This is a genomic window from Pseudonocardia alaniniphila (assembly GCF_022524485.1).
GTDB classification, from domain to species: Bacteria; Actinomycetota; Actinomycetes; order Mycobacteriales; family Pseudonocardiaceae; genus Pseudonocardia; species Pseudonocardia alaniniphila.
Window position 1 is genome coordinate 56,452 of record NZ_JAKXMK010000015.1, and the last position, 20,686, is coordinate 77,137.

Consider the following 20,686-nt stretch of genomic DNA (forward strand, 5'->3'; position numbering starts at 1 on the left):
GTCGATCCCCGAAGAGACAGTCACCGAAACGTCCACCGAAGCCGGCACCGCGCCGTCCGCGACCCAGAGCGCCACTGACTCCACCACTGACTCCACCACGGGCCGTCCACGGCGCCGGCCGGCCCTGTCGCCGTCACGGGCGGGCGATTTCAAACAGTGCCCGCTGCTCTACCGGTTCCGCGCGATCGACCGGCTGCCCGAGCGGCCCACCAGGGCCCAGGTCCGCGGCACGGTCGTGCACGCCGTGCTGGAGCGGCTCTACGACCTGCCCGCTGCGCAGCGGTCCCTCGATGCCGCCTGCGAGCTCGTGGCGACGGCGTGGGAGCAGCTGTGTGCGCAGGAGCCGGAGCTGGTGGGGCAACTGTTCGAGGGCGCGGAGGATCCGGAGCTCACGCCGTGGCTGGAGTCCGCTGCGCCGCTTCTGGAGGCGTACTTCCAGCTCGAGGACCCTCGCCGGCTGGAGCCCGAGGCGCGGGAGCTGCTGGTCGAGACCGAGCTGGAGTCCGGCCTGCTGCTGCGCGGCTACATCGACCGGCTCGACGTCGCCCACACCGGGCAGATTCGGGTGGTCGACTACAAGACCGGCGCGGCGCCACGGCCGGTGGCCGAGGCGCGGGCGCTGTTCCAGATGAAGTTCTACGCCCTCGCGCTCCTGCACCTGCGCGGAGTGGTGCCCACCCAGCTGCGGCTGATGTACCTCGCCGACACCGAGTCGCTCACCTACGAGCCCGAGGAGGCGGAGCTGCGCCGCTTCGAGCGCACGCTCGACGCCATCTGGCAGGCCATCCGCACGGCAGGGGAGTCCGGGGATTTCCGTCCCAACCCTAGCAAGCTCTGCGAGTGGTGCAGCCACAAGGCGCTCTGCCCGGCCTGGGACGGCACCCCGCCGCAGTACCCGGGCTGGCCTGCCGACCCTGCCGACGTCAACGCCGAGGAGAGTGCCCTCGAGCGGGCAGGCTGAACCCACCGGCCTGGGCGGCGCCTGGCTCGGGGCATCATCGAGGGGTGCCAGCCGACGTGCCCGAGCTCGAGCCGTTCTACCGGCCGCTGGACGGCGCCGCCGGCGAGCGCTTCCACGCCACCACGTCCACCACCGGGCCGTGGTTCGCCGACGCACAGCACGTCGGGCCGCCCTCGGCGTTGCTGGTGCGGGCGCTGGAACGCTGCCCGAGCGAGGCGAGCACGCAGCTGTCCCGGATCACCGTGGAGGTTCTCGGTCCCGTACCCGCTGGAGAGGTCCGAGTCTGCGCCGGCATCGAGCGCCCGGGACGCACGGTCGAGCTGCTCTCGGCCGAGATGCACGCAGGCGGCCGCACGGTACTCAAGGCCCGTGCGTGGCGCCTGGCCCTCGGCGACACGAGCGACGTGGCCGTCGGAGAGGCCCAGCCGCTACCGCCGCCGGAGCGGGGGACACCCCGCCAGGAGCTGCCGACCGGCTGGCTGCCGGGCTTCATGAACTGTGTGGAGTGGCGCTGGCTGCGCGGCTGGTTCGGCGAGCCCGGCCCGGGCACCACCTGGGGACGGCTGCGGGTGCCCCTCGTCGAGGGCGAGAAACCCAGCCCGCTGCAGCGGCTGGCAGTGCTCGCCGACACCGCCAACGGCGCGGCCTCCCCGCTGGACCTGACGAACTGGCTCTTCGTCAACACCGAGCTCACGATGCACCTGCACCGGCCCCCGGCCGGGGAATGGATGGCCGTGGCCGCCGAGACCGTGCTCGGCCCGACCGGCACGGGCACGGTCTCGGGCCTGCTCTTCGACGAGCGCGGGCACACGGGGCGCTCCGCGCAGAGTGTGGTGCTGCGGCCCCGCTGAGAGAGCTCAGATCCCGATGCCGGTGCCGTCCACCGCTCGGCAGGAGCGGATCTCCGAGGTCAGAATGGCGCGCACGCCGAGCGCGGCAAGATCGTCCATCACCTTGTTGGCACACGACCGGCTCACCATGGAGCGGACCGCGAACCAGCCCTTCTGCATCAGCGGCGACACGGTGGGCGCCTGCATGCCGGGCGTGATGCGCTTGGCTTCCTCGAGCACGTCTTCCGGGCAGTCGTAGTCGAGCATCAGGTACTGCCGCGCGTAGACGACCCCTTGGACGCGTGCCGTGAACACCTGCTTGGCCGACTTGACCTCGACGGTCTCCTCGCGGTCGGGACGCGGCTCGCGCTCGATCAGCGTGGCCTGCGACGCGGCTATCGCCGCGCCGAACGGCTTCAGGCCGTGCTGGCGCAGCGTGCGCCCGGAGGAGACGACATCGGCGATCGCATCGGCCAGCCCGAGCTGGACGGAGATCTCCACGGCGCCGTCGAGCTTGATGATGTCGGCGCGGACGCGGTTGCGGGCGAGGTGGGCGCGGACCAGCCGGGGGTAGGACGTGGCGATCTTCTTGCCCTCGAGGTCCTCGAGCTTCCAGTCCCGGCCGTCCTCCGTGCGTTCGGGGGCCGCGAACCGGAACTTCGACGCACCGAAGCCGAGCTCGATGACCCGCTTCACCTGGCTGCCCGACTCGTCCATGAGGTCGGCACCCGTGATGCCCAGGTGCAGGTCGCCGGAACCGACGTAGGTGGCGATGTCCTTGGGCCGCAGATAGAAGAACTCGATCCCGTTCTCCTCGTCGAGCATGCTGAGGTCGCGCGAGTCCGACCGCTGCCGGTACCCCGCCTCACGCATCATCGTGGCGGCAGGCTCAGCCAGCGTTCCCTTGTTGGGGAGTGCGACGCGGAGCATCAGAGTTCTCCTAGTGCCTTGCTTGTGGTCTTACAGGTACTTGTAGACGTCTTCGAGCGAGATATTGCGCCCGAGCATGACGACCTGGATGCGGTAGAGCAGCTGGGAGATCTCCTCGGCCAACGCGTCGTCGGCCTCGTGCTCGGCAGCCAGCCACACCTCGCCGGCCTCCTCGAGTAGCTTCTTGCCCTGCTCGTGCACCCCCGCGTCGAGAGCCGCGACCGTGCCCGAGCCTTCCGCGCGGGTGGCGGCCTTCTCGGTCAGCTCGACGAACAGTTCGTCGAAGGTCTTCACGTTCGCTCTCTCCCTCACAACATCATCAGTCTGATACGTCGACAGGGTCGACGCGAACAGTGCCACCGAGCGTGCTGCGCCCGGCGCACGTGCTGCGCCGGATGGTTCGCCGAACGGTCGCTGTGCGCATTATGGGGTGCGCGATTCATTCGGCGAACGGCGGCATTGCCAACGCCCAACGGCGCCATCTCCGACAGCGCACACGGCCCGCTTTCGGCGTCAGGCCACGCGATCGGTGCGCACCCGAGCGTAGGCGTCGCGCACGTCGTCCGCCGTGAGTCCAGCGAGGGAGCGACGCTGGACACGCGCCGGACCTGCTGGAACTGCCACCTCACACGGCACCACGAGCACGGCCGCGCCCGCATGCTCGGCCGCGAGCGCCCCGGTCGGGGAGTCCTCCACCGCGAGGCAATCGTCGGGAGCGACACCGAGCAGTTCCGCCGCCCGCAGGTACGGATCCGGATCGGGTTTACCGTGTGGCACCTCATCGCCACAAACCGTGACGAGAAAATGCTCACGCCCGATGGTCTCCAGCGCCATCTCCGTGAGCACCCGCTCGGTGTTCGTGACCAACGCCATAGGCCAGCCCGCCGCACGGACCATGCGCAACGCGTCGAGCGCGCCCGGCCGCCATTCCAGGCCGGCCGCGAACAGCTCGCCCGTGCGCGCCGTCATCCACTTCTCGGCCTCCGCCATCCGGACCGGATCGCGGTCGAGCCCCAGGTCGTCGAACATGAGCACCAGCGTGCGGGCCATGTTCGACCCGATCATGGCCTCCCGGGCCTCCGGGCTCAGCTCTGCGCCGAGCCAGCGAGCCGTCTCCGCGAGCGAGATGCTCCAGACCTTCTCCGAGTCGACCAGCGTGCCGTCCATATCCCACAGCACGGCCGCGGGAAGATCGGCATCGATGTTCGGGCGCGGCAAGCGACCCTCAGCATCGATATTCGGGCCCGGCAAGCGACCCTCAGCCTGCATTGAAGTACTTCGCCTCGGGGTGGTGCGCGACCATCGCGTCGGTGGACTGTTCCGGATGCAGCTGAAGCTCCTCGGAGAGCTCCACGCCGATCCGCCCGGGCTCCAGCAGCTCGACGATCTTGGTGCGGTCCTCGAGGTTGGGGCAGGCGCCGTAGCCGAGCGAGTAACGCGCCCCGCGGTAGCCGAGCTTGAAGAACTCCTCGACGTCGGCGGGGTCCTCCTTCGCCACGGCGTCACCGGTCGGGAACCTCAGCTCCTCGCGGATGCGCCGGTGCCAGTACTCGGCGAGGGCCTCGGTGAGCTGGACGCCCAGGCCGTGGACCTCCAGGTAGTCGCGGTAGGCGTCCTTCGCGAACAGCTCGTTGGCGTAGTCGGCGATCGGCGAGCCCATCGTCACCAGGTGCAGCGGCAGCACGTCCACCTCGCCCCGTTCGACGGCCAGCGTGCGCGGCCGCCAGAAGTCGGCCAGGCACAGGTGCCGGTCGCGGCGCTGGCGGGGGAACTCCAGCCGGAACCGCTCCGCCGCGTCGGCGCGCGGCTCCTCCAGCACGAGCAGCGCGTCCTTCTCCGACACCGCCGGGAAGTACCCGTAGACGACGGCGGCGTGCGCGAGCACGCCCTCGGTGGACAACCGCTCCAGCCAGTACCGCAGCCGCGGGCGGCCCTCGGTCTCCACCAGTTCCTCGTAGCTCGGGCCGGAACCGCCCTTCGCCCCGCGCAGACCCCACTGGCCCAGGAACAGGGCGCGCTCGTCGACCATCCCGGAGTAGTCGGCCAGGGACACGCCCTTGACAACGCGGGAGCCCCAGAACGGCGGGGTGGGCAGCGGGTTGTCCACGGTGACGTCGGAGCGCTCCGGGAGCGGGCCTGCGACCTCGGCCTCGGCCGCCTTCCGCTTGGCCGCCACCCGCTGCGACCGCTCGTGGCGGGCGCGGCGCTCGGCCTTGCGGGCCTCCTCCTCGGAGTCGACCTCAGGTGCGTCACCGCGGGCGCGCGCCATGGTGGCGTCCATGAGGCGCAGGCCCTCGAACGCGTCGCGGGCGTAGGCGACTCGGCCGTCGTAGACGTCGGAGAGGTCGTTCTCGACGTAGGAGCGGGTGAGCGCGGCCCCGCCGAGCAGCACCGGGAGCTTCGTGGCGACCCCCCGGGAGTTCATCTCCTGGAGGTTCTCCTTCATGATCACCGTGGACTTCACCAGCAGCCCGGACATCCCGACCGCGTCGGCCCGGTGCTCCGCGGCAGCCGACAGGATCGTGGAGATCGGCTGCTTGATCCCCAGGTTGACCACGTTGTAGCCGTTGTTGGTGAGGATGATGTCCACGAGGTTCTTGCCGATGTCGTGGACGTCGCCCTTCACGGTGGCGAGCACGATCGTGCCCTTGCCGTCGCTGTCGGTCTTCTCCATGTGCGGCTCGAGGTGCGCCACCGCCGTCTTCATCACCTCGGCGCTGGCCAGCACGAACGGCAGCTGCATCTGACCGGACCCGAAGAGCTCGCCGACGGTCTTCATGCCCGCCAGCAGCGTGTCGTTGATGATCTCCAGCGCCGGGCGGGACTCCAGCGCCTCGTCGAGATCGGCCTCCAGCCCCAGCCGCTCGCCGTCGACGATCCGCCGCTCCAGCCGCTCGAACAGCGGCAGCCCGGCGAGCTCCTCGGCCCGGCCCGCCTTCGCCGACGAGGCCGTGACGCCCTCGAACAGCTCCATGAAGCGGTTGAGCGGGTCGTAGCCCTCCCGCCGCCGGTCGTAGACGAGGTCGAGTGCCACGGACCGCTGCTCGTCGTCGATCTTGGCCATCGGAAGGATCTTTGCCGCCGACACGATGGCGGTGTCCAGCCCGGCGTTCACGCACTCGTGCAGGAACACCGAGTTCAGCACCTGCCGCGCGGCGGCGTTGAGGCCGAACGACACGTTCGAGACACCCAGCGTGGTCTGCACGTCCGGGTAGCGGCGCTTCAGCTCGCGGATCGCGTCGATGGTCTCCAGCGCGTCGCGGCGGACCTCCTCCTGACCGGTGGTGATCGGGAACGTCAGGGTGTCGACGACGATGTCCTCGACGTGCATGCCGTGGTTGGTCGTGAGGTCGCGGATGAGCCGGTCGGCCACCCGCACCTTCCACTCGGCGGTGCGGGCCTGGCCCTCCTCGTCGATGCACAGCGCCACGACCGCTGCCCCGTGAGCGCGCACCAGCTCCATCGCACGCTGGAACCGCGAGCCGGGACCGTCGCCGTCCTCGTAGTTGACCGAGTTGATGATCGAGCGCCCGCCGAGCCGCTCCAGCCCGGCGCGGAGCACCTCGGGCTCGGTGGAGTCGAGCATCACCGGCAGCGTGGACGCGGTGGCCAGCCGCCCGGCGAGCTCGGCCATGTCGGCCACACCGTCGCGCCCGACGTAGTCGACGCACAGGTCGATGAGGTGCGCGCCGTCGCGGGTCTGCTCCCGGGCGATCGCGACGCAGGCCTCCCAGTCCTCGGCGAGCATCGCTTCGCGGAACTTCTTCGACCCGTTGGCGTTGGTGCGCTCGCCGATCATCAGCACCGACGTGTCCTGGCGGAAGGGCACCGACGCGTACAGCGAGCTCAGCCCGGGCTCCGGCCGAGGAGACCGCGGCGCGGGGACGAGGTCACGGACCGCCTCGGAGACGGCACGCACGTGCTCGGGAGTGGTGCCGCAGCAGCCGCCCACCAGGCGAAGGCCGTAGTCGCGCACGAACGTGGACAGCGCCTCGGCGAGCTCCTCTGCGGTGAGCGGGTACTCGGCGCCGTTCGGGCCGAGCCGCGGCAGGCCGGCGTTGGGCATCACCGACAGCGGGATGCGCGCGTGCTTGGACAGCGTGCGCAGGTGCTCGCTCATCTCGGCGGGGCCGGTGGCGCAGTTGAGCCCGATCAGGTCGATGCCGAGCGGCTCCAGCGCGGTGAGCGCCGCCCCGATCTCGCTGCCCAGCAGCATCGTGCCGGTGGTCTCGACGGTGACCTGCGTGATCAGCGGGACCCGGCGGCCCTCGTCGGTCATCGCCTGCTTCATGCCGAGGACCGCGGCCTTGACCTGCAGGAGGTCCTGGCAGGTCTCGACGACGAGGGCGTCGGCGCCGCCGGCGAGCAGCCCGCGCCCGCACTCGGCGTAAGCGTCACGCAGCCGGGCGAAGGTCTCGTGGCCGAGGGTCGGCAGTTTGGTGCCCGGCCCGACCGAACCCAGCACGTAGCGCGGACGGTCCGGCGTGCTCATCTCGTCGGCGACGCCGCGGGCGAGCTGCGCACCCTTCAGGGCGAGCTCCCGGATTCGTTCCGCAATTCCGTACTCGGCCAGGTTGGGCAGATTCGCCCCGAAAGTGTTGGTTTCGACGGCGTCGGCGCCCGCCTCGAAATAGGCGCGGTGGATGCTGCGCACGACGTCGGGGCGGGTGGCGTTGAGAATCTCGTTGCAGCCGTCGAGGCCGTCGAAGTCGTCGATGGCGAGGTCGGCGGCCTGCAGCATGGTGCCCATCGCGCCGTCGGCGATCACCACCCGCTCCGACAGGGTCTCCATCAAGGTGGTGTCGAAGGCAGGCGGTGACTGGGTGCGGATGTCAGGCTGCACAGTGGACACGGTAGCGGCCGGGGGAGGCGGCCATCGCGCTGCGGCCTCCGGCCGTAGGCTGGGCGGATGACCGATCGCGAGCCGGAAACCGGAGCGGAGAACGAACTGCCCCGCCTCGTCGACCCGGTGCTGATCGCCGCGTTCGAGGGGTGGAACGACGCCGGAGAGGCGGCCAGCACGGCGCTGGAGCACCTGGAGCTGAGCTGGGACGCCGAACCTTTGGTCTCGATCGATCCGGAGGAGTACTACGACTTCCAGGTCACCAGGCCGCATGTGCGGCATGCCGGAGGTGTCACGCGCAAGATCGAGTGGCAGACCACCCGGCTCTCGGTGGCCACACTTCCCGGCACCGACCGGCACGTCGTGCTCGTCAACGGAATCGAGCCCAACCTGCGGTGGCGCACCTTCTGCGCCGAGTTGCTGGGTTATGTCGAGAAGCTCGGTGTGACAAAGGTCATCACCCTCGGCGCCCTGCTCACCGACACCCCGCACACCCGGCCCACACCGGTCAGCGGGATCTCCTACGACGTGTCCTCGGCGGGCGACCTTCAGGTGGAGCCGTCGAGCTACCAGGGACCCACCGGGATCGTGGGCGTCTTCCAGAACGCCTGTGTCGAGGCGGGCATCCCCGCGGTGTCGTTCTGGGCGGCGGTGCCGCACTACGTGTCGCAGGCCCGGGTGCCCAAGGCCGCCGTCGCGCTGCTGCACCGCGTCGAGGAGCTGCTGGACGTGGAGGTCCCCCTCGGGGGTCTTCCCGAGCAGGCGGAGGAATGGGAGCGCACCGTCTCGGAGATGGCGGAGGCGGACGACGAGGTGCGTGAGTACGTCCGGCAGCTCGAGGAGCAGGCCGAGGCCGACGCCGACGTCCTCCCCGAGGCCGACGGCGACGCCATCGCCGCCGACTTCGAGCGTTACCTGCGCCGGCGCGGCACCGGGGGCTCGGGCAACTGATCGACCCGCCGCTAACCCGCGCGTCCCCCCGGACGCGTCTCGCCAGGGCCGGTCTCTACGCCGGAGCAGCTCTGGGCCCCTTCGGAGGCGGGATCACCGTCGCGATGCTGCCGGAGCTCGGTGCGTCGTTCGACGTGTCGGGGGCTACGGCGTCGCTGTCGATCACGGCCTACACAGCGCCGTTCGCCGCCGTGATGCTGGTGTCGGGCACGCTCGGCGAGCGCTGGGGACGCCGGCGAACGGTCACGCTCGCCTACGTCGCGTACCTGATCACGTCGGTCGTGTGCCTGCTGGCGCCCACGCTGCCGCTGTTCCTCGCGGCTCGCGCGTTGCAGGGAGCCGCGAACGCGTTCACCACTCCCCTGCTGCTCGCGGCGCTGGCCAGCAGCGTGCCCGCAGGCCGCCTCGGCCGGGCGCTCGGCTGGTTCGGCTCGATGCAGGCGGTGGGTCAGACCTCGGCGCCGCTGATCGGGGGCCTCGCGGCCGAGGTCGACTGGCGGATCGCGTTCGCCGGGGTGGCAGTGGTCGCCGCCCTGCTCGCCGTCATCGGTGTCCCCTCGGACAAGCCGGTCGGGCAGCTGGCTGCACGGCCCAGCCTCCGAACGGCGTGGCAGCCCTCGGTCCTGCGTGCCGGCGTGGTCGCGGCCGTGGGTTGGGGCTGCATCTCCGGGCTGAACTTCCTCGTCGCGCTGCGGCTGGAGGAGGAGTTCGGCGTCGGCGCCGGGGCGCGAGGCCTGCTGCTCACCTCACTCGGGGTCGCCGGCCTGCTCACGGCGCGGCTGGTCGGCGGCGGGATAGACCGGATCGGGGCCCGGCGCAGCGTCCTGCTCGGCTCCGGGCTCGGGGTACTCGTCGTGATCGGGGTGGGGCTCGCACCGACGGTGTGGCTGATCGGCATCGTCTGGGCGGTGGGCGGGGTGGCCACTCAGTTCGTCCTCGTGGGCGTCAACGCCATGGTGTTGCGCCTTGCCCCGGAGAACACGGGCGGCACGATGTCGACGGTGCAGGCGGTGCGCTTCAGCGGAGCGGCGCTCAGCCCGGTGGTGATCACGCCCGTCTATCACGCCGAACCGCTGGCGGGCTTCCTGCTGCCGGCCGTGCTGCTGGCAGTGGCGGTCCCGACGCTGATCCCTCCCGAACGCCGCACCTGACGAGGCGCCCGACAGCCGCGACATGGACACGTGACGCTGTTCGTACGCGCGCAGAACAGCGATACGTGTCCATGTCGCGGCAAGGTCACGCTGCCCGGAGTGCCGCCTCTACCGTGTAGATCATCTTCCTGGGGTTGGCCAGCAGCGGTTGCGTCACGAACACGACGTCCCACCCGGCGGCATGCACCCGGTTCAGCCGCTCCCGGTCGTGGTTGAGCGCCCAGAGCTGCCCGTCGCGCCACTCACCGTCGTACTCGACCGCGACCTTCCGCTCGGGAAAGGCGAGATCGACACGGGCGAGCCGACCAGAACGGTCTTCGATCCAGTACTGCGGAACCGGATGCAACCCGGCCAGCTCGAGCCACACACGCACCTTCGACTCGGGCCTCGACTCCGCCCTGGCATCGGCCAGCTCGACGACCCGGCGGGCGGTGACGATGCCGCGGTCCGACCGTGCCCCGACCAGCGCGGTCAAGGCGGTGCGCTCGACCAGCCCGGCCCGGAGAACGGCATCGAGGTCGGCGACGGCGTCCGGGAGCGGACGGGCGAGCATGAGGTCGAGCGCCATCCGCAGCGGAGAGGCGATCCGGCCGCTGTGCCACGGCTCGGACTCCTCGCGGGCGAGCTCGGTGCGTCGCAGCCGAATCCCCTCGCTCCAGGTGATCCGGCGCCGCAGCGGCGCGACCACCTCCACCGGGTCATGCGCCCGTGCGAGCTCGCAGCCGCGAATCGTGGCAGCGGAGCGGCCCGTGATGACGGCGTCCGGTGGTAGCACGAGGGTGGCGCCCCGGCAGCGGACCGGGTGCGTCACCGCGATGCGGCCATCCGCGTAGACGTCCCGGAACAGGTTCGTGACCAGCGGGCCGCGTAGTTGGGCATGGGTGAGATGACCGGCCGCAACGGCCTCCGATCCCCGAAAGATCATGGGCACACGATCGGCGGGATGCCGTGCTGCGTCGAACGCCTGTCCACACCCCGCGAGCCCGGAGGGCAGATGTCCCCAGAGCCGGGATTCCCCTTGTGCCGGCCGCGCATCCTCGTCCCCGCGCGACATGGACACGTGACGCTGTTCGTACGCGCGCAGAACAGCGATACGTGTCCATGTCGCGCGCCCGGGGCCCTGTGTCAGCCCGAGGTCGCAGCGTGGCGGCGCAGGTCGTCGAGGTCGACCCAGTCGAGGGTGCGGACGTGCGTGGCCTCCAGCACCACGGGCGGTGCGACTCCCGCTTCGAGCGCCTCGGCCCAGCGGGAGGCGCAGACGCACCAGCGATCGCCCGGCCGCAGTCCGGCGAAGCCGTACTCGGGGCGCGGAGTGGACAGATCGTTGCCGCGCTGGGCGCTGAACCGGAGGAACTCCTCGGTGACCATGGCGCACACGGTGTGCACGCCGGCGTCTTCCGCGTCGGTCTCGCAGCAGCCGTTGCGGGTGAAACCGGTCATGGGGTCGGTGCTGCAGGTCTGCAGCTCACCGCCCAGCACGTTGCCCGCCATGTGCTCCACCCAACCAGAACGGGTAGGCCGACGACATGACGCAATCGCCGCATCCCGACCCGGAACCGCCCCGCCCACCCGGCGTACCGGAGCGGGACCTGGAGATCCCGATCGACACCGGCGACAAGGAGGTGCCGGACGACACGGACGTGCAGCCCGACGCGGGAACGGTCGAGCCGCCGGACTGAGGTCGTGCCCCGCCGGCGGCCCGAGCTCCCTACAGCGCCACCCCGAGTAACGCGTCGACGGCGTCGCGGACGAGAGCGGGCGCGTTCGCGTCGCCGCCGCGGCGCTCCAGCGCCTCGGATGCCCACGCGTCGACGGCGGCCAGAGCCGCGGGGGTGTCCAGGTCGTCGGCGAGGTGGGTACGCAGCCGGAGCACGAGGTCCTCGGCGCTGGGCCCGGCGTCGAGGGCGGCGGCTTGGCGCCAGCGGGCGAGCCGGGCCTCCGCCTGTGCGAGCAGGTCGGCGGTCCACGGCCGGTCCTCGCGGTAGTGGCCCGAGAGCAGCGCGAGGCGTATAGCAGCCGGATCGACGCCTTCCGCCCGGAGCTTCGAGACGAAGACCAGGTTGCCGCGTGACTTGGACATCTTCTCGCCGTCGAGACCGATCATCCCGGAGTGCGTGTAGTGCCGGGCGAACGGGTGCTCGCCGGTGAACGCCTCGGCGTGGGCGGCTCCGAACTCGTGGTGCGGGAAGATCAGGTCGGACCCGCCGCCGTTGAGGTCGATCTGGGTGCCGAGCCGGTTGAGCGCGATCGCGGCGCACTCGACGTGCCATCCGGGCCGTCCCGGGCCCAGGTCCGACGGCCATGACGGCTCGTCCGGACGGGCCATGCGCCACAGGAGGGCGTCGGCGGGGTGCCGCTTGCCCGGGCGGTCCGGGTCGCCCCCGCGCTCACGGGACAGCTCGATCATCGTGGCTTCGTCGAGGTTCGACTCGTAGCCGAAATGACCGGTGACGGAGCTGTCGAAGTAGACGTCCGGGTACTCCGGGTCGTCGATCCGGTACGCCGCTCCCGAGGCGAGCAGCTTGCCGACGAGCTCGGCGATCTCCCCCATCGCCTCCACGGCGCCGATGTAGTGGCGCGGGGGAATCACCCGTAGCGCCTCCATGTCCTCGCGGAAGAGCGCCGTCTCGCGCATGCCGAGCACGACCCAGTCGTCATGGTCGCGGGCGGCGCGCTCGAGAAGGGGGTCGTCGATGTCGGTGACGTTCTGGACGTAGTGCACGTCGTGGCCCAGGTCTCGCCACAGCCTGTTGACCAGGTCGAACGCCAGGTAGGTGGCGGCGTGGCCGAGGTGTGTGGCGTCGTACGGGGTGATCCCGCAGACGTACATCGTGGCGGTGGGCCCGGGCGCGGTCGGGCGGGTGCGGCCGGTGGCGGTGTCGTGCAGGCGCAGCGGCGGACCTCCGCCGGCGAGCCGTGGGACGTCGACGGTTGCCCAGGTTTGCATGACGAACAACTTACGCGTTCAGGACGGCCGACCCGCCACCGTCGTCGCCCGCTTCACTGCCGACCGGCAGGCAGCCTTGCCTCGATGTCGCGCAGGTGCCGTCGCGTGCAGTCCGGGCAGAGCCAGCGCACTTGCCCGTCGGGCTCCCGCTCGTGCACCCAGGTCAGGGTGGCTGCGGTGCCGTTCTCGCAGATGGTGTGGCAGTGGTGACAGGTGGGCACGCCCACAGCATGCACGCTTGCCCAGCACGGGCGGCGTCTGCCAGTCTGAGGCAAGTCGTCTAGACCAAACATCTAGCCGGGTAGGAGTGCAGTTGCGGACCGTCATCGGCATCGACATCGGTGGCTCCAAGACCCACGGCGTCCGCTCCGTGGACGGAGTGCCGGTGGGCGAGGCGGTCGCCGGGAGCGCGAACATCGCTGCTGTCGGCGTCGCCGAGGCGGGGCGCCAACTCGACGCGCTGATCGCCCGTCTCGATCCTGCGGGCGTCGACGCCGTGTGCGCGGGGGCAGCAGGCGCCGACGGGGCCGACTCGATCGGAGCCCTGGAACGCCTTCTCGCGGAGCGCGTGCCGGGCGCGAGCGTGCTGGTCGTCCACGACGCACGGCTCGTCCTCGCCGCCGCGGGGCTCGACGCGGGGGTCGCCCTGATCTCCGGCACCGGCTCGGTGGCCTGGGGGTCGCGTGCCGACGGCACCGAGGCCCGCGCCGGCGGCTGGGGCCACCTCCTCGGCGACGAGGGCAGTGGCTACCGCATCGCGCTCGACGCCGTGCGGCACGCCCTCGACCGGATGGATGCCGGGGCGCCGGTCGACGCGCTCACCGCCGCGCTGCTGGAACGCTGCGGCCTCGCGGCTCGTGAGCAGCTCATCGACCACGTCTACGCCACGCAGGACCGGCGGTACTGGGCAGGTCAGGCAGGCGCCGTCGTCGAGCTGTCCGGTGCCGGTGACCCGGCCGCCGGCGCGATCCTCGACGAGGCCGCCGACGCGCTCGCCGCGCTGGCCGCGCGGGTACTCGACCGGTTGGGGAACCCAGGGCCCGTGGTGCTCGGTGGTGGCGTCCTCGTGCACCAGCCGCTGTTGCAGGAGGCGGTCCGCAACCGGCTCTCACACGTCGAGGTCCGGGTGCTCACCGAGGCGCCGGTGGCAGGTGCCGTGCGGCTCGCGGCCACGCTCGGCGCGGCGCGTTCCGAGCAGCCGCGGATCGGCGCGGGCGCCGGGGAGCCGGGGAGCATGACAGCCGTGGCAGCGCAGAGTCCTGGCCGACTCATGGCGGCCGAGATCGCCGAACAGCCCGCCGTCTGGCGCAGGCTGCTGGCGGACGGGCCAGGTGCCGGGCTGGACGCCGCGGCCGCGGAGATCCGCCACCGCGCGCCGCGCACCGTGCTGTTCGTGGCCCGCGGCACCAGCGACCACGCCGCGCTCTATGCCAAGTACCTCGTCGAGATCGGCCTCGGGCTTCCTGCGGGGCTCGTCTCCCCCTCGACGATGACGGCCTACGGCGCCCGGCCCGATCTGCGCGACGTGCTGATGATCGGGGTCAGCCAGTCCGGTGGCTCACCGGACCTCGTCCGGTCGCTGGAGGTCGCCCGTGCCCAGGGCGCGCTGACGGTCGCGGTCACCAACGACGCCGGCTCCGCCCTCGCCCGTGTCGCCCACGTCCACGTCGACGTGCTGGCCGGCGCGGAACGGTCCGTCGCCGCCACGAAGTCCTACACGGCCCAACTGCTCGCGCTGTACCTGCTGCTGGAACGGGTGCGGCAGGCCGGCGGGGCCGGACGGGGCGGTGAGCTCGCCGCCGCGCTGCCAGACCTGGCCGACGGGGTGCTGGCCCGCGACCGTGAGATCGCCGCGACCGCCCAGCGCTACCGGTTCGCCCAGCGGATGATCACCACCGCCCGTGGTTACTCCTACGCCACCGCGAGGGAGGCCGCGCTGAAACTGATGGAGACGGCCTACGTGTCCGCGCAGGCGTTCTCGGGCGCCGACCTGCTCCACGGGCCGCTCGCGCTCGTCGACCCCCAGGTGCCGGTGCTCGCCGTGATGGCCGAGGGCGTCGGTGGCGCCGCGATGGAGCAGGTACTGCCCCGCCTGGCCGAGCGCCGGGCCGACGTGTGCTGCGTGGGGCACCCGGCGGCCGTGGCGCAGGCCGCGGCAGGCTTCGCGCTGCCGGCCGGTGTGCCCGAGGCGCTGTCCCCGTTGCTGGAGATCATCCCGTTCCAGCTGCTCGCCCTGCACATGGCCGTCGCCCGCGGCGGCGACCCGGACGCTCCCCGCGGCCTGAGCAAGATCACGGAGACGCTGTGAGCGCAGGTGCCGCGAGAACGGGTACCGCAACGACGCTCCTGGCCGCCGACACGGTCGTCACCCCCGCTGCGGTCGGGCCGGGATGGGTCGAGCTCGCCGGCAGCAGGATCGCCGCCGCAGGCATGGGCGCCCCACCCCGGCGCGCCGACGTGGATCTCGGCGACGCCGTGCTGGTCCCGGGTTTCGTCGACATGCACGTCCACGGCGGAGCAGGGGCGGCGTTCCCCGACGGCGACCCCGAGCAGGCCTTGCAGGCGGTGCGGTTCCACCGGGCGCACGGGAGCACCACGATGATGGCGAGCCTCGTCGCGGCGTCACCCCCGCAACTGCTGCGCGCGGTGGACGCACTCGCCGATCTCGTCACGGACGGCGAGCTCGCCGGCGTGCACCTGGAGGGACCGTGGCTGGCCGCCGCCCGCTGCGGCGCCCACGATCCGGGGCAGCTGCGCGACCCCGACCCGAAGGAGCTGAACCGGCTCCTGCGCGCCGGTGACGGCGCCGTGCGGATGGTGACGCTGGCACCCGAACGAGCGGGCGGGCTGAACGCGGTGCGGCGGATCGCCGACGCCGGCGTCATCGCCGCACTGGGCCACACCGACGCGAGCTACGCGCTCACGCGCTCAGCGGTCGCCGCGGGTGCGCGCGTGGGAACGCACCTGTTCAACGCGATGGCGCCGGTGCACCACCGCGAGCCAGGGCCCGCGGTCGCCCTCCTCGAGGACGCCAGGGTGACCGTCGAGCTGGTGACGGACGGACTGCACGTCCACCCGGCCCTGTGGGAGCACGTCCTGCGGAGCACGAAGGGGCAACGGGTGGCGGCGGTGACGGACGCGATGGCGGCCGCGGGGATGCCCGACGGCGAGTACCACCTCGGGCCGTTGCGGGTGGCGGTGACCGACCGCGTGGCGCGGGTGGCCGACACCGGCACCATCGCCGGCAGCACGGCCACCACCGATGCCCTGTTCGCCAACATCGTGCGGCACGCGGCGTTGCCCCGCGAGGAGGCGCTCTCGCGGGCCGTCGCGATGACGGCGGAGACACCCGCGCGGGCGCTCGGGTTGACCGAGGTCGGGGCGATCGAGCCCGGCCGGCGGGCGGATCTCGTCGTACTCGACCCCGATCTGCGCGTACGGGACGTCTACCGGGCCGGAATCCGGCTCAGCTCCCTGCCACTCGCCGGGTGAGAGGCCCGGGGCTCACCGGTGGATCGGTGAGCCCCGGGGCCGGTCAGCGACGGGTGCGCAGGTAGTCCGACACCACCTCGGCGCCGAGACCGTCCAGCGTGGGTGCGACCACTCGTCCGCCGCAGCGGCGGGCCACGTCGTCGATGAAGGCCGCCAGTCGCGGGTCGTCACCGAGCATGAAGAACGTGAACGACGCCTGCAGCCCGGTGAGCCGATCGATCTCGGCCACGGTGGCCCGCAGCGTCTCCCGGCTCGGTGGCCAGTGGAACAGCGCCTCGCCGTCGGGCTCGAGGTGTGCCGTGGGCTCGCCGTCGGTCACGACGAGGACGACGGGCTGTGCGTCGGGGTTGCGGCGCAGGTGCTGCCCGGCGAGCAGCAGCGCGTGGTGCAGGTTGGTGCCCTGCTCCCACACACCCTCCAGCCCGACGAGCTCCCCCAGCTCCACCGACCGGGCGTGCCGGCCGAAGGTGATCAGCTTCAGGTCGTCGCCACGGAAGCGCGTGGAGATCAGCTGGTGCAGCGCGAGCGCCGTGCGCTTCATCGGCACCCAGCGCCCGTCCTGCACCATCGACCACGACGTGTCGACGCACAGCGCCACCGCCGCGCGGGAACGCTGCTCGGTCTCGACGATCTCCACGTCGGTGACGTCGAGCACCCGTGGGTCCCCGGCCGCCTGACGCAGCTGCGCGTTGAGGAGCGTCCTCGGCACGTTCCACGCCTCGGTGTCGCCGAACGCCCAGGGCCGGGTGGCCCCGGTGGCCTCGGCCGACGCGCCGGACCGGTGCGTCTCACGCTCCCCGCGCCGGGCGCCGATCTTGTCCACCACATCGCGCAGCGCCGCCTCACCGAGACGCCGGAGCGCCTTCGGCGACAGCTGCAGCGACCCGTCCGGCGCCCGCTCGAACAGGCCTTGGCGCTCCAGCTCGCGCTGCAGGTCGGCCAGCGCGCGGGCGTCGACCCGTGCCTGGTCGCCCAGGTGCTCGCCGAGGGCGTCGAGGTCGATGTCCTCCATCCGCGCGCCCGGGTAGCTCTGCGAGAGCTGCTCGGCCAGCGCGTCGAGCTGCCCGAGCTGTTCCATCGCACGGGTCGCCTCGCCCATGCCGAGCGGGTTGTCGCCCCGGAACCGGCCCTGCCCGTCCCAGTCCTCGCCCGGCCGCAGGCCCTGCAGCTGCGCGTCGAGCTGGGCGAGCGCCTGCGCGAGCCGCGGGTCGCCGAAGGCCTGCTGCGAGAGCTCCATCAGCTCGGCCCGCTGCTCGGGCGTCATCGAGTTCAGCATCCGCTGGGCCGCCGCCGCCCGCTGCGCGAGCAGGTCGACGAGCTCCTCGGTGTTGCGCGGGTTCTCCGGGAAGAACTCGCCGTGCTTCTGCATGAACTCCTGGAACTGCTGGCCCGTGTCCTGTCCGGCCGCGTGGTTCGCGAGCAGGTTGTTGAGGTCGTCGAGCATCTCCCGGATGCGCTCGACCGCGGCCTGAGCGACGTCGGCGTTCTGCTGCATCGATTCGAGGGCCTGCTTCATGCCCGCGAAGCGCTGGTCGAGCATCTCGCGGCCGAGCAGGTCGCGGATCTCCTCGTAGGCCTCACGGGCGTCGCTGGACTGCCAGTCGTAGGAGTCGAGCTCACGCACGGCACCGCCCGTGTCGGACGGCAGCGCGTCGAGCTGCATCTCGCGGAACCGCGCGTCGTCGGTGTCCTGGCGCCCGAGCGTGTCGCGCTCGGCGTCGAGGGCTCGCCGGAGCAGCTCGCGGACCTCCTGCAACGTGCCGTCGAGCCGGTTCTCCCGCTGCAGCCGGCTGCGCCGCTGCCAGACCTCGCGGGTGAGCTCGTCGAGCCCACGCCGGTTCTCCATGCCGCGGCGCAGCAGTTCCTGGAGTGCCGAACGCGGCGAGGCCCCCTCCATGACGTCGCGACCGATCTCGTCCATCGCGGCCCGGAGGTCGACCGGCGGGGCGAGCGGATCGGGCCCGTCGATGTAGGGCCCGTAGGCGTAACGGCGGTCGCGTCTAGCCATAGCTCACCGTGTCACCGTCGTCGGACTCGTCCTTGGCCAGGCGCCGGGTGAGGAACAGCAGCTCCAGGGCAAGCTCGGCGGCGCTCGCCATCGGGCCGGGGTTCTCGGTCCCGCCCGCGTCGAGCCGCTTCGCCACCTCGGTGAGGACCTCGACACCGGGCAACGCCGCCACCACCTCGTGGGCGGCCACGCGCTCCCCCGTGCGCACGGGCGAACCGGAGACGGCCTCGGCGAGCGGGTTGAGGTCGATGCCGCGCAGACGGGCCCGGGCGGTGTCGGCGGTGGCCCGGCGCAACAGGTGCTCCAGGTGCTCGGACTCGCGCCCCTCCTCGCCGGAGGCGAACTCGAGCTTGCCCCGCAGCACGGCGGGCACCGACTCCAGGTCGACCGGACGCGCCACGGCGCGCTCCTCGCCGGTGATCGCGGCCCGGCGCAGGGCGGCCGCTGCGACCGTCTCGGCGGCGGCGACGGCGAACCGCGCCGACACACCCGACCCCTGGTCGACCGCGCTCGACTCGCGCAGCGACCGCGTGAACCGGGCGACGATCTCGATCAGGTGTCGCGGCACCTCGGCCGAGAGTTCGGCCTCCTGCCCGACCAGGGCGATCTCGTCGACGAGCTCCAGCGGGTAGTGGGTACGGACCTCGGCCCCGAAGCGGTCCTTGAGCGGGGTGATGATCCGCCCGCGGTTGGTGTAGTCCTCGGGGTTGGCCGACGCGACCAGAAGCACGTCCAGTGGCAGGCGCAGCGTGTAGCCGCGCACCTGGATGTCGCGCTCCTCCATCACGTTGAGCAGCGACACCTGGATGCGCTCGGCGAGGTCGGGCAGCTCGTTGATCGCCACGATCCCGCGGTGGGCGCGGGGAACGAGGCCGTAGTGGATGGTCTCGGGGTCGCCCAGCGAGCGGCCCTCGGCGACCTTGACGGGGTCGACGTCGCCGATGAGGTCGGCGACGGCCGTGTCGGGGGTGGCGAGCTTCTCGGTGTAGCGCTCGTCGCGGTGACGCCACGCGACGGGCAGGTCGTCGCCCAGCTCGGCGGCACGCCGACGGGACGCGGGGGTGATGGGGTCGTAGGGGTGCTCGCCGAGCTCGGAGCCCTCGATGACGGGGGTCCACTCGTCGAGCAGGTTGACGATGGAACGCAGCAGCCGAGTCTTGCCCTGGCCGCGCTCGCCCAGCAGCACGACGTCGTGCCCGGCGATCAGTGCGCGCTCCAGCTGCGGGAGAACGGTCGACTCGAAGCCGACGATGCCGGGCCACGGGTCGCGCCCGTCCCGGAGCGCGAGGAGGAGGTTCTGGCGGATCTCGTCCTTGACACCACGAAGCTCGTGGCCGGACGCCCGGAGAGCACCGAGGGTGCGGGGAAGATCATGGGACACGTAATCAACGTTACGCCGCGATCCACACCCTCCGCGCGTGGGCACGAGACCCCAAGCCCGATCTTGACCTCAAGTCGAGTTCAGATCTTACGGTCATCGCTGCAGGTCACTGGACGTGAGGGAGAATCATGAAGGCGATCCGGCAGTACGAGTTCGGACCGGCGGACAACCTACGGTTCGAGGAGGTCCCCGATCCCGTACCCGGTGAGGGTCACGTGCTCGTCCGGGTGGCCGCCGCCGGCGTGCACCTGCTCGACACGTTCATCCGGGCAGGCATGACGGGTGGCCCCTTCCCGCCGCCGCAGCTGCCGATGACACCGGGCCGTGAGGTGTCGGGCGTCGTCACCGACGTGGGGCCCGGCGTGGAGCCCAGCTGGGTGGGACGCCAGGTGGTGGCCCACCTGGGGATGGCCAGTGGCGGGTACGCCGAGCTGGCACTGGCCCCGGCCGCTGCGCTGCACCCGCTGCCCGAGAACCTCACCCCCGAGGCGGCGGTCGCGATGATCGGCACCGGGCGCACGGCGCTGGGAATCCTCGACGCCGCCGAGATCGTCGCCGAGGACGTCGTGCTGGTTCCGGCGGCCGCGGGCGGCTTGGGGACGCTGTTCGTCCAGGCCGCGCGTTCCGCGGGCGCCACCGTAGCGGGACTGGCCGGAGGGCCGGACAAGGTGGCACGCGTCCGGGCGCTCGGCGCCGACGTCGCCGTCGACTACCGGGCGGCGGGCTGGCGTGACGAACTCCTCGCCGCACTCGGCGAGCGCAAGCCGACGCTGCTGCTCGACGGCGTCGGCGGCGAGGTGGGCCGGGCTGGGCTGGAGATGCTCGACGTCGGAGGCCGGATCGTCATGTTCGGCTGGTCGGCCGGCGAGCCCACGCAGTTCACCACCGCCGACGTCGTGGCGGGGAGCCTGTCCATCGTGTGGGTCACCGGGCCGCGCATGCTGCGCCGCTCCGGCGGCCTCCGCCGGCTCGAGACCCGCGCCCTGGCCGAGGCCGCAACCGGCCGGCTGGTTCCGGTGGTGAATCCACCGTTCCCACTCGCCGACGCAGCACAGGCTCATACCGCGTTGGAGGAACGGGCCACGACGGGGAAGGTCGTGCTCACCCCGTGATCATCATGTGATCACCATCCGGCGGATATCGACAGTCACGCCGGCACCACGGTCCGTGGCCGGGCCGGGGAACTGCACCA

Annotated in this window: 18 protein-coding genes and 1 pseudogene; 9 read left to right on the forward strand and 10 right to left on the reverse strand. The window is 72.0% G+C overall.

Translation table 11 applies throughout. The annotated features are described in order from the left end of the window. Positions 1-4 precede the first annotated feature (4 nt). Together MMF94_RS18015 and MMF94_RS18020 are read left to right on the forward strand one after the other, a co-directional pair. Complete coding sequence (locus MMF94_RS18015) at positions 5-961, forward strand: RecB family exonuclease (protein WP_379660603.1); 957 nt, start codon at positions 5-7, stop codon at positions 959-961. 44 nt (positions 962-1,005) lie between these two features. Then, the gene (locus MMF94_RS18020; RefSeq protein WP_241038038.1) at positions 1,006-1,812 is read left to right on the forward strand and encodes a thioesterase family protein; all 807 of its coding nucleotides are present in this window, start codon (positions 1,006-1,008) and stop codon (positions 1,810-1,812) included. A gap of 6 nt (positions 1,813-1,818) precedes the next feature. Here MMF94_RS18020 and hisG read toward each other — a convergent pair whose 3' ends face one another. From hisG to metH, 4 genes are all read right to left on the reverse strand, one after another. Further along, positions 1,819-2,721, reverse strand: a complete 903-nt coding sequence (hisG, locus tag MMF94_RS18025) for an ATP phosphoribosyltransferase (protein ID WP_241038039.1) — start codon at positions 2,719-2,721, stop codon at positions 1,819-1,821. Between the two features lie 30 nt (positions 2,722-2,751). Beyond that, positions 2,752-3,015 (reverse strand): phosphoribosyl-ATP diphosphatase, encoded by a 264-nt coding sequence (locus tag MMF94_RS18030; RefSeq protein ID WP_241038040.1) that lies wholly within the window; start codon positions 3,013-3,015, stop codon positions 2,752-2,754. 219 nt (positions 3,016-3,234) lie between these two features. Continuing rightward, entirely contained in the window at positions 3,235-3,939 is a 705-nt protein-coding gene (locus MMF94_RS18035; RefSeq protein WP_277398756.1) for an HAD family hydrolase, read from the reverse strand. Between the two features lie 40 nt (positions 3,940-3,979). Then, on the reverse strand, positions 3,980-7,513 hold the full coding sequence (gene metH, locus MMF94_RS18040; RefSeq protein WP_241038275.1) for a methionine synthase: 3,534 nt from the start codon (positions 7,511-7,513) through the stop codon (positions 3,980-3,982). Positions 7,514-7,630: 117 nt separating this feature from the next. Between metH and MMF94_RS18045 the strand changes: the two genes are divergently transcribed. Together MMF94_RS18045 and MMF94_RS18050 are read left to right on the forward strand one after the other, a co-directional pair. Continuing rightward, complete coding sequence (locus tag MMF94_RS18045) at positions 7,631-8,515, forward strand: PAC2 family protein (RefSeq protein WP_241038041.1); 885 nt, start codon at positions 7,631-7,633, stop codon at positions 8,513-8,515. Beyond that, positions 8,515-9,666 carry an MFS transporter gene (locus MMF94_RS18050; protein WP_338104255.1) on the forward strand — a complete coding sequence of 384 codons (1,152 nt, stop codon included), beginning with the start codon at positions 8,515-8,517 and terminating at the stop codon, positions 9,664-9,666. Before MMF94_RS18045 ends, MMF94_RS18050 begins: the two co-directional genes overlap by 1 nt. Before the next feature lie 85 nt (positions 9,667-9,751). Here MMF94_RS18050 and MMF94_RS18055 read toward each other — a convergent pair whose 3' ends face one another. Together MMF94_RS18055 and MMF94_RS18060 are read right to left on the reverse strand one after the other, a co-directional pair. Continuing rightward, positions 9,752-10,591: a hypothetical protein gene (locus MMF94_RS18055; RefSeq protein WP_241038045.1), complete on the reverse strand. Its 840-nt coding sequence runs from the start codon at positions 10,589-10,591 to the stop codon at positions 9,752-9,754. A gap of 200 nt (positions 10,592-10,791) precedes the next feature. Continuing rightward, complete coding sequence (locus MMF94_RS18060; protein WP_241038047.1) at positions 10,792-11,157, reverse strand: DUF2237 family protein; 366 nt, start codon at positions 11,155-11,157, stop codon at positions 10,792-10,794. A 35-nt stretch (positions 11,158-11,192) separates the two neighbouring features. Here MMF94_RS18060 and MMF94_RS18065 point away from each other — a divergent pair, with 35 nt between their 5' ends. Further along, entirely contained in the window at positions 11,193-11,345 is a 153-nt protein-coding gene (locus tag MMF94_RS18065; protein WP_241038048.1) for a hypothetical protein, read from the forward strand. Positions 11,346-11,374: 29 nt separating this feature from the next. On the opposite strand, the gene mshC is transcribed toward MMF94_RS18065, so the two are convergent. Together mshC and MMF94_RS18075 are read right to left on the reverse strand one after the other, a co-directional pair. Further along, complete coding sequence (gene mshC / locus MMF94_RS18070) at positions 11,375-12,613, reverse strand: cysteine--1-D-myo-inosityl 2-amino-2-deoxy-alpha-D-glucopyranoside ligase (RefSeq protein WP_241038049.1); 1,239 nt, start codon at positions 12,611-12,613, stop codon at positions 11,375-11,377. Positions 12,614-12,666: 53 nt separating this feature from the next. Beyond that, positions 12,667-12,834 carry a hypothetical protein gene (locus tag MMF94_RS18075; protein ID WP_241038294.1) on the reverse strand — a complete coding sequence of 56 codons (168 nt, stop codon included), beginning with the start codon at positions 12,832-12,834 and terminating at the stop codon, positions 12,667-12,669. 86 nt (positions 12,835-12,920) lie between these two features. Between MMF94_RS18075 and MMF94_RS18080 the strand changes: the two are divergent. The 3 genes and pseudogenes from MMF94_RS18080 to nagA all read left to right on the forward strand — a co-directional run. Further along, a pseudogene (locus MMF94_RS18080) lies at positions 12,921-13,760 on the forward strand (N-acetylglucosamine kinase); the annotation flags it as partial. A 123-nt stretch (positions 13,761-13,883) separates the two neighbouring features. Further along, entirely contained in the window at positions 13,884-14,921 is a 1,038-nt protein-coding gene (locus MMF94_RS18085; RefSeq protein WP_379660602.1) for an SIS domain-containing protein, read from the forward strand. After that, a complete protein-coding gene (nagA, locus tag MMF94_RS18090) occupies positions 14,918-16,105 on the forward strand; it encodes an N-acetylglucosamine-6-phosphate deacetylase (RefSeq protein ID WP_241038050.1) in 1,188 nt (395 codons plus the stop codon). Before MMF94_RS18085 ends, nagA begins: the two co-directional genes overlap by 4 nt. A 43-nt stretch (positions 16,106-16,148) precedes the next feature. On the opposite strand, the gene MMF94_RS18095 is transcribed toward nagA, so the two are convergent. Both MMF94_RS18095 and MMF94_RS18100 read right to left on the reverse strand, forming a co-directional pair. Beyond that, a complete protein-coding gene (locus MMF94_RS18095; RefSeq protein ID WP_241038051.1) occupies positions 16,149-18,113 on the reverse strand; it encodes a vWA domain-containing protein in 1,965 nt (654 codons plus the stop codon). Next, a complete protein-coding gene (locus tag MMF94_RS18100; protein ID WP_241038052.1) occupies positions 18,106-19,494 on the reverse strand; it encodes an ATP-binding protein in 1,389 nt (462 codons plus the stop codon). Before MMF94_RS18100 ends, MMF94_RS18095 begins: the two co-directional genes overlap by 8 nt. A gap of 128 nt (positions 19,495-19,622) precedes the next feature. On the opposite strand from MMF94_RS18100, the gene MMF94_RS18105 reads away from it, so the two are divergent. Beyond that, positions 19,623-20,606 (forward strand): zinc-binding dehydrogenase, encoded by a 984-nt coding sequence (locus tag MMF94_RS18105; protein ID WP_241038053.1) that lies wholly within the window; start codon positions 19,623-19,625, stop codon positions 20,604-20,606. Positions 20,607-20,686: the final 80 nt, after the last annotated feature.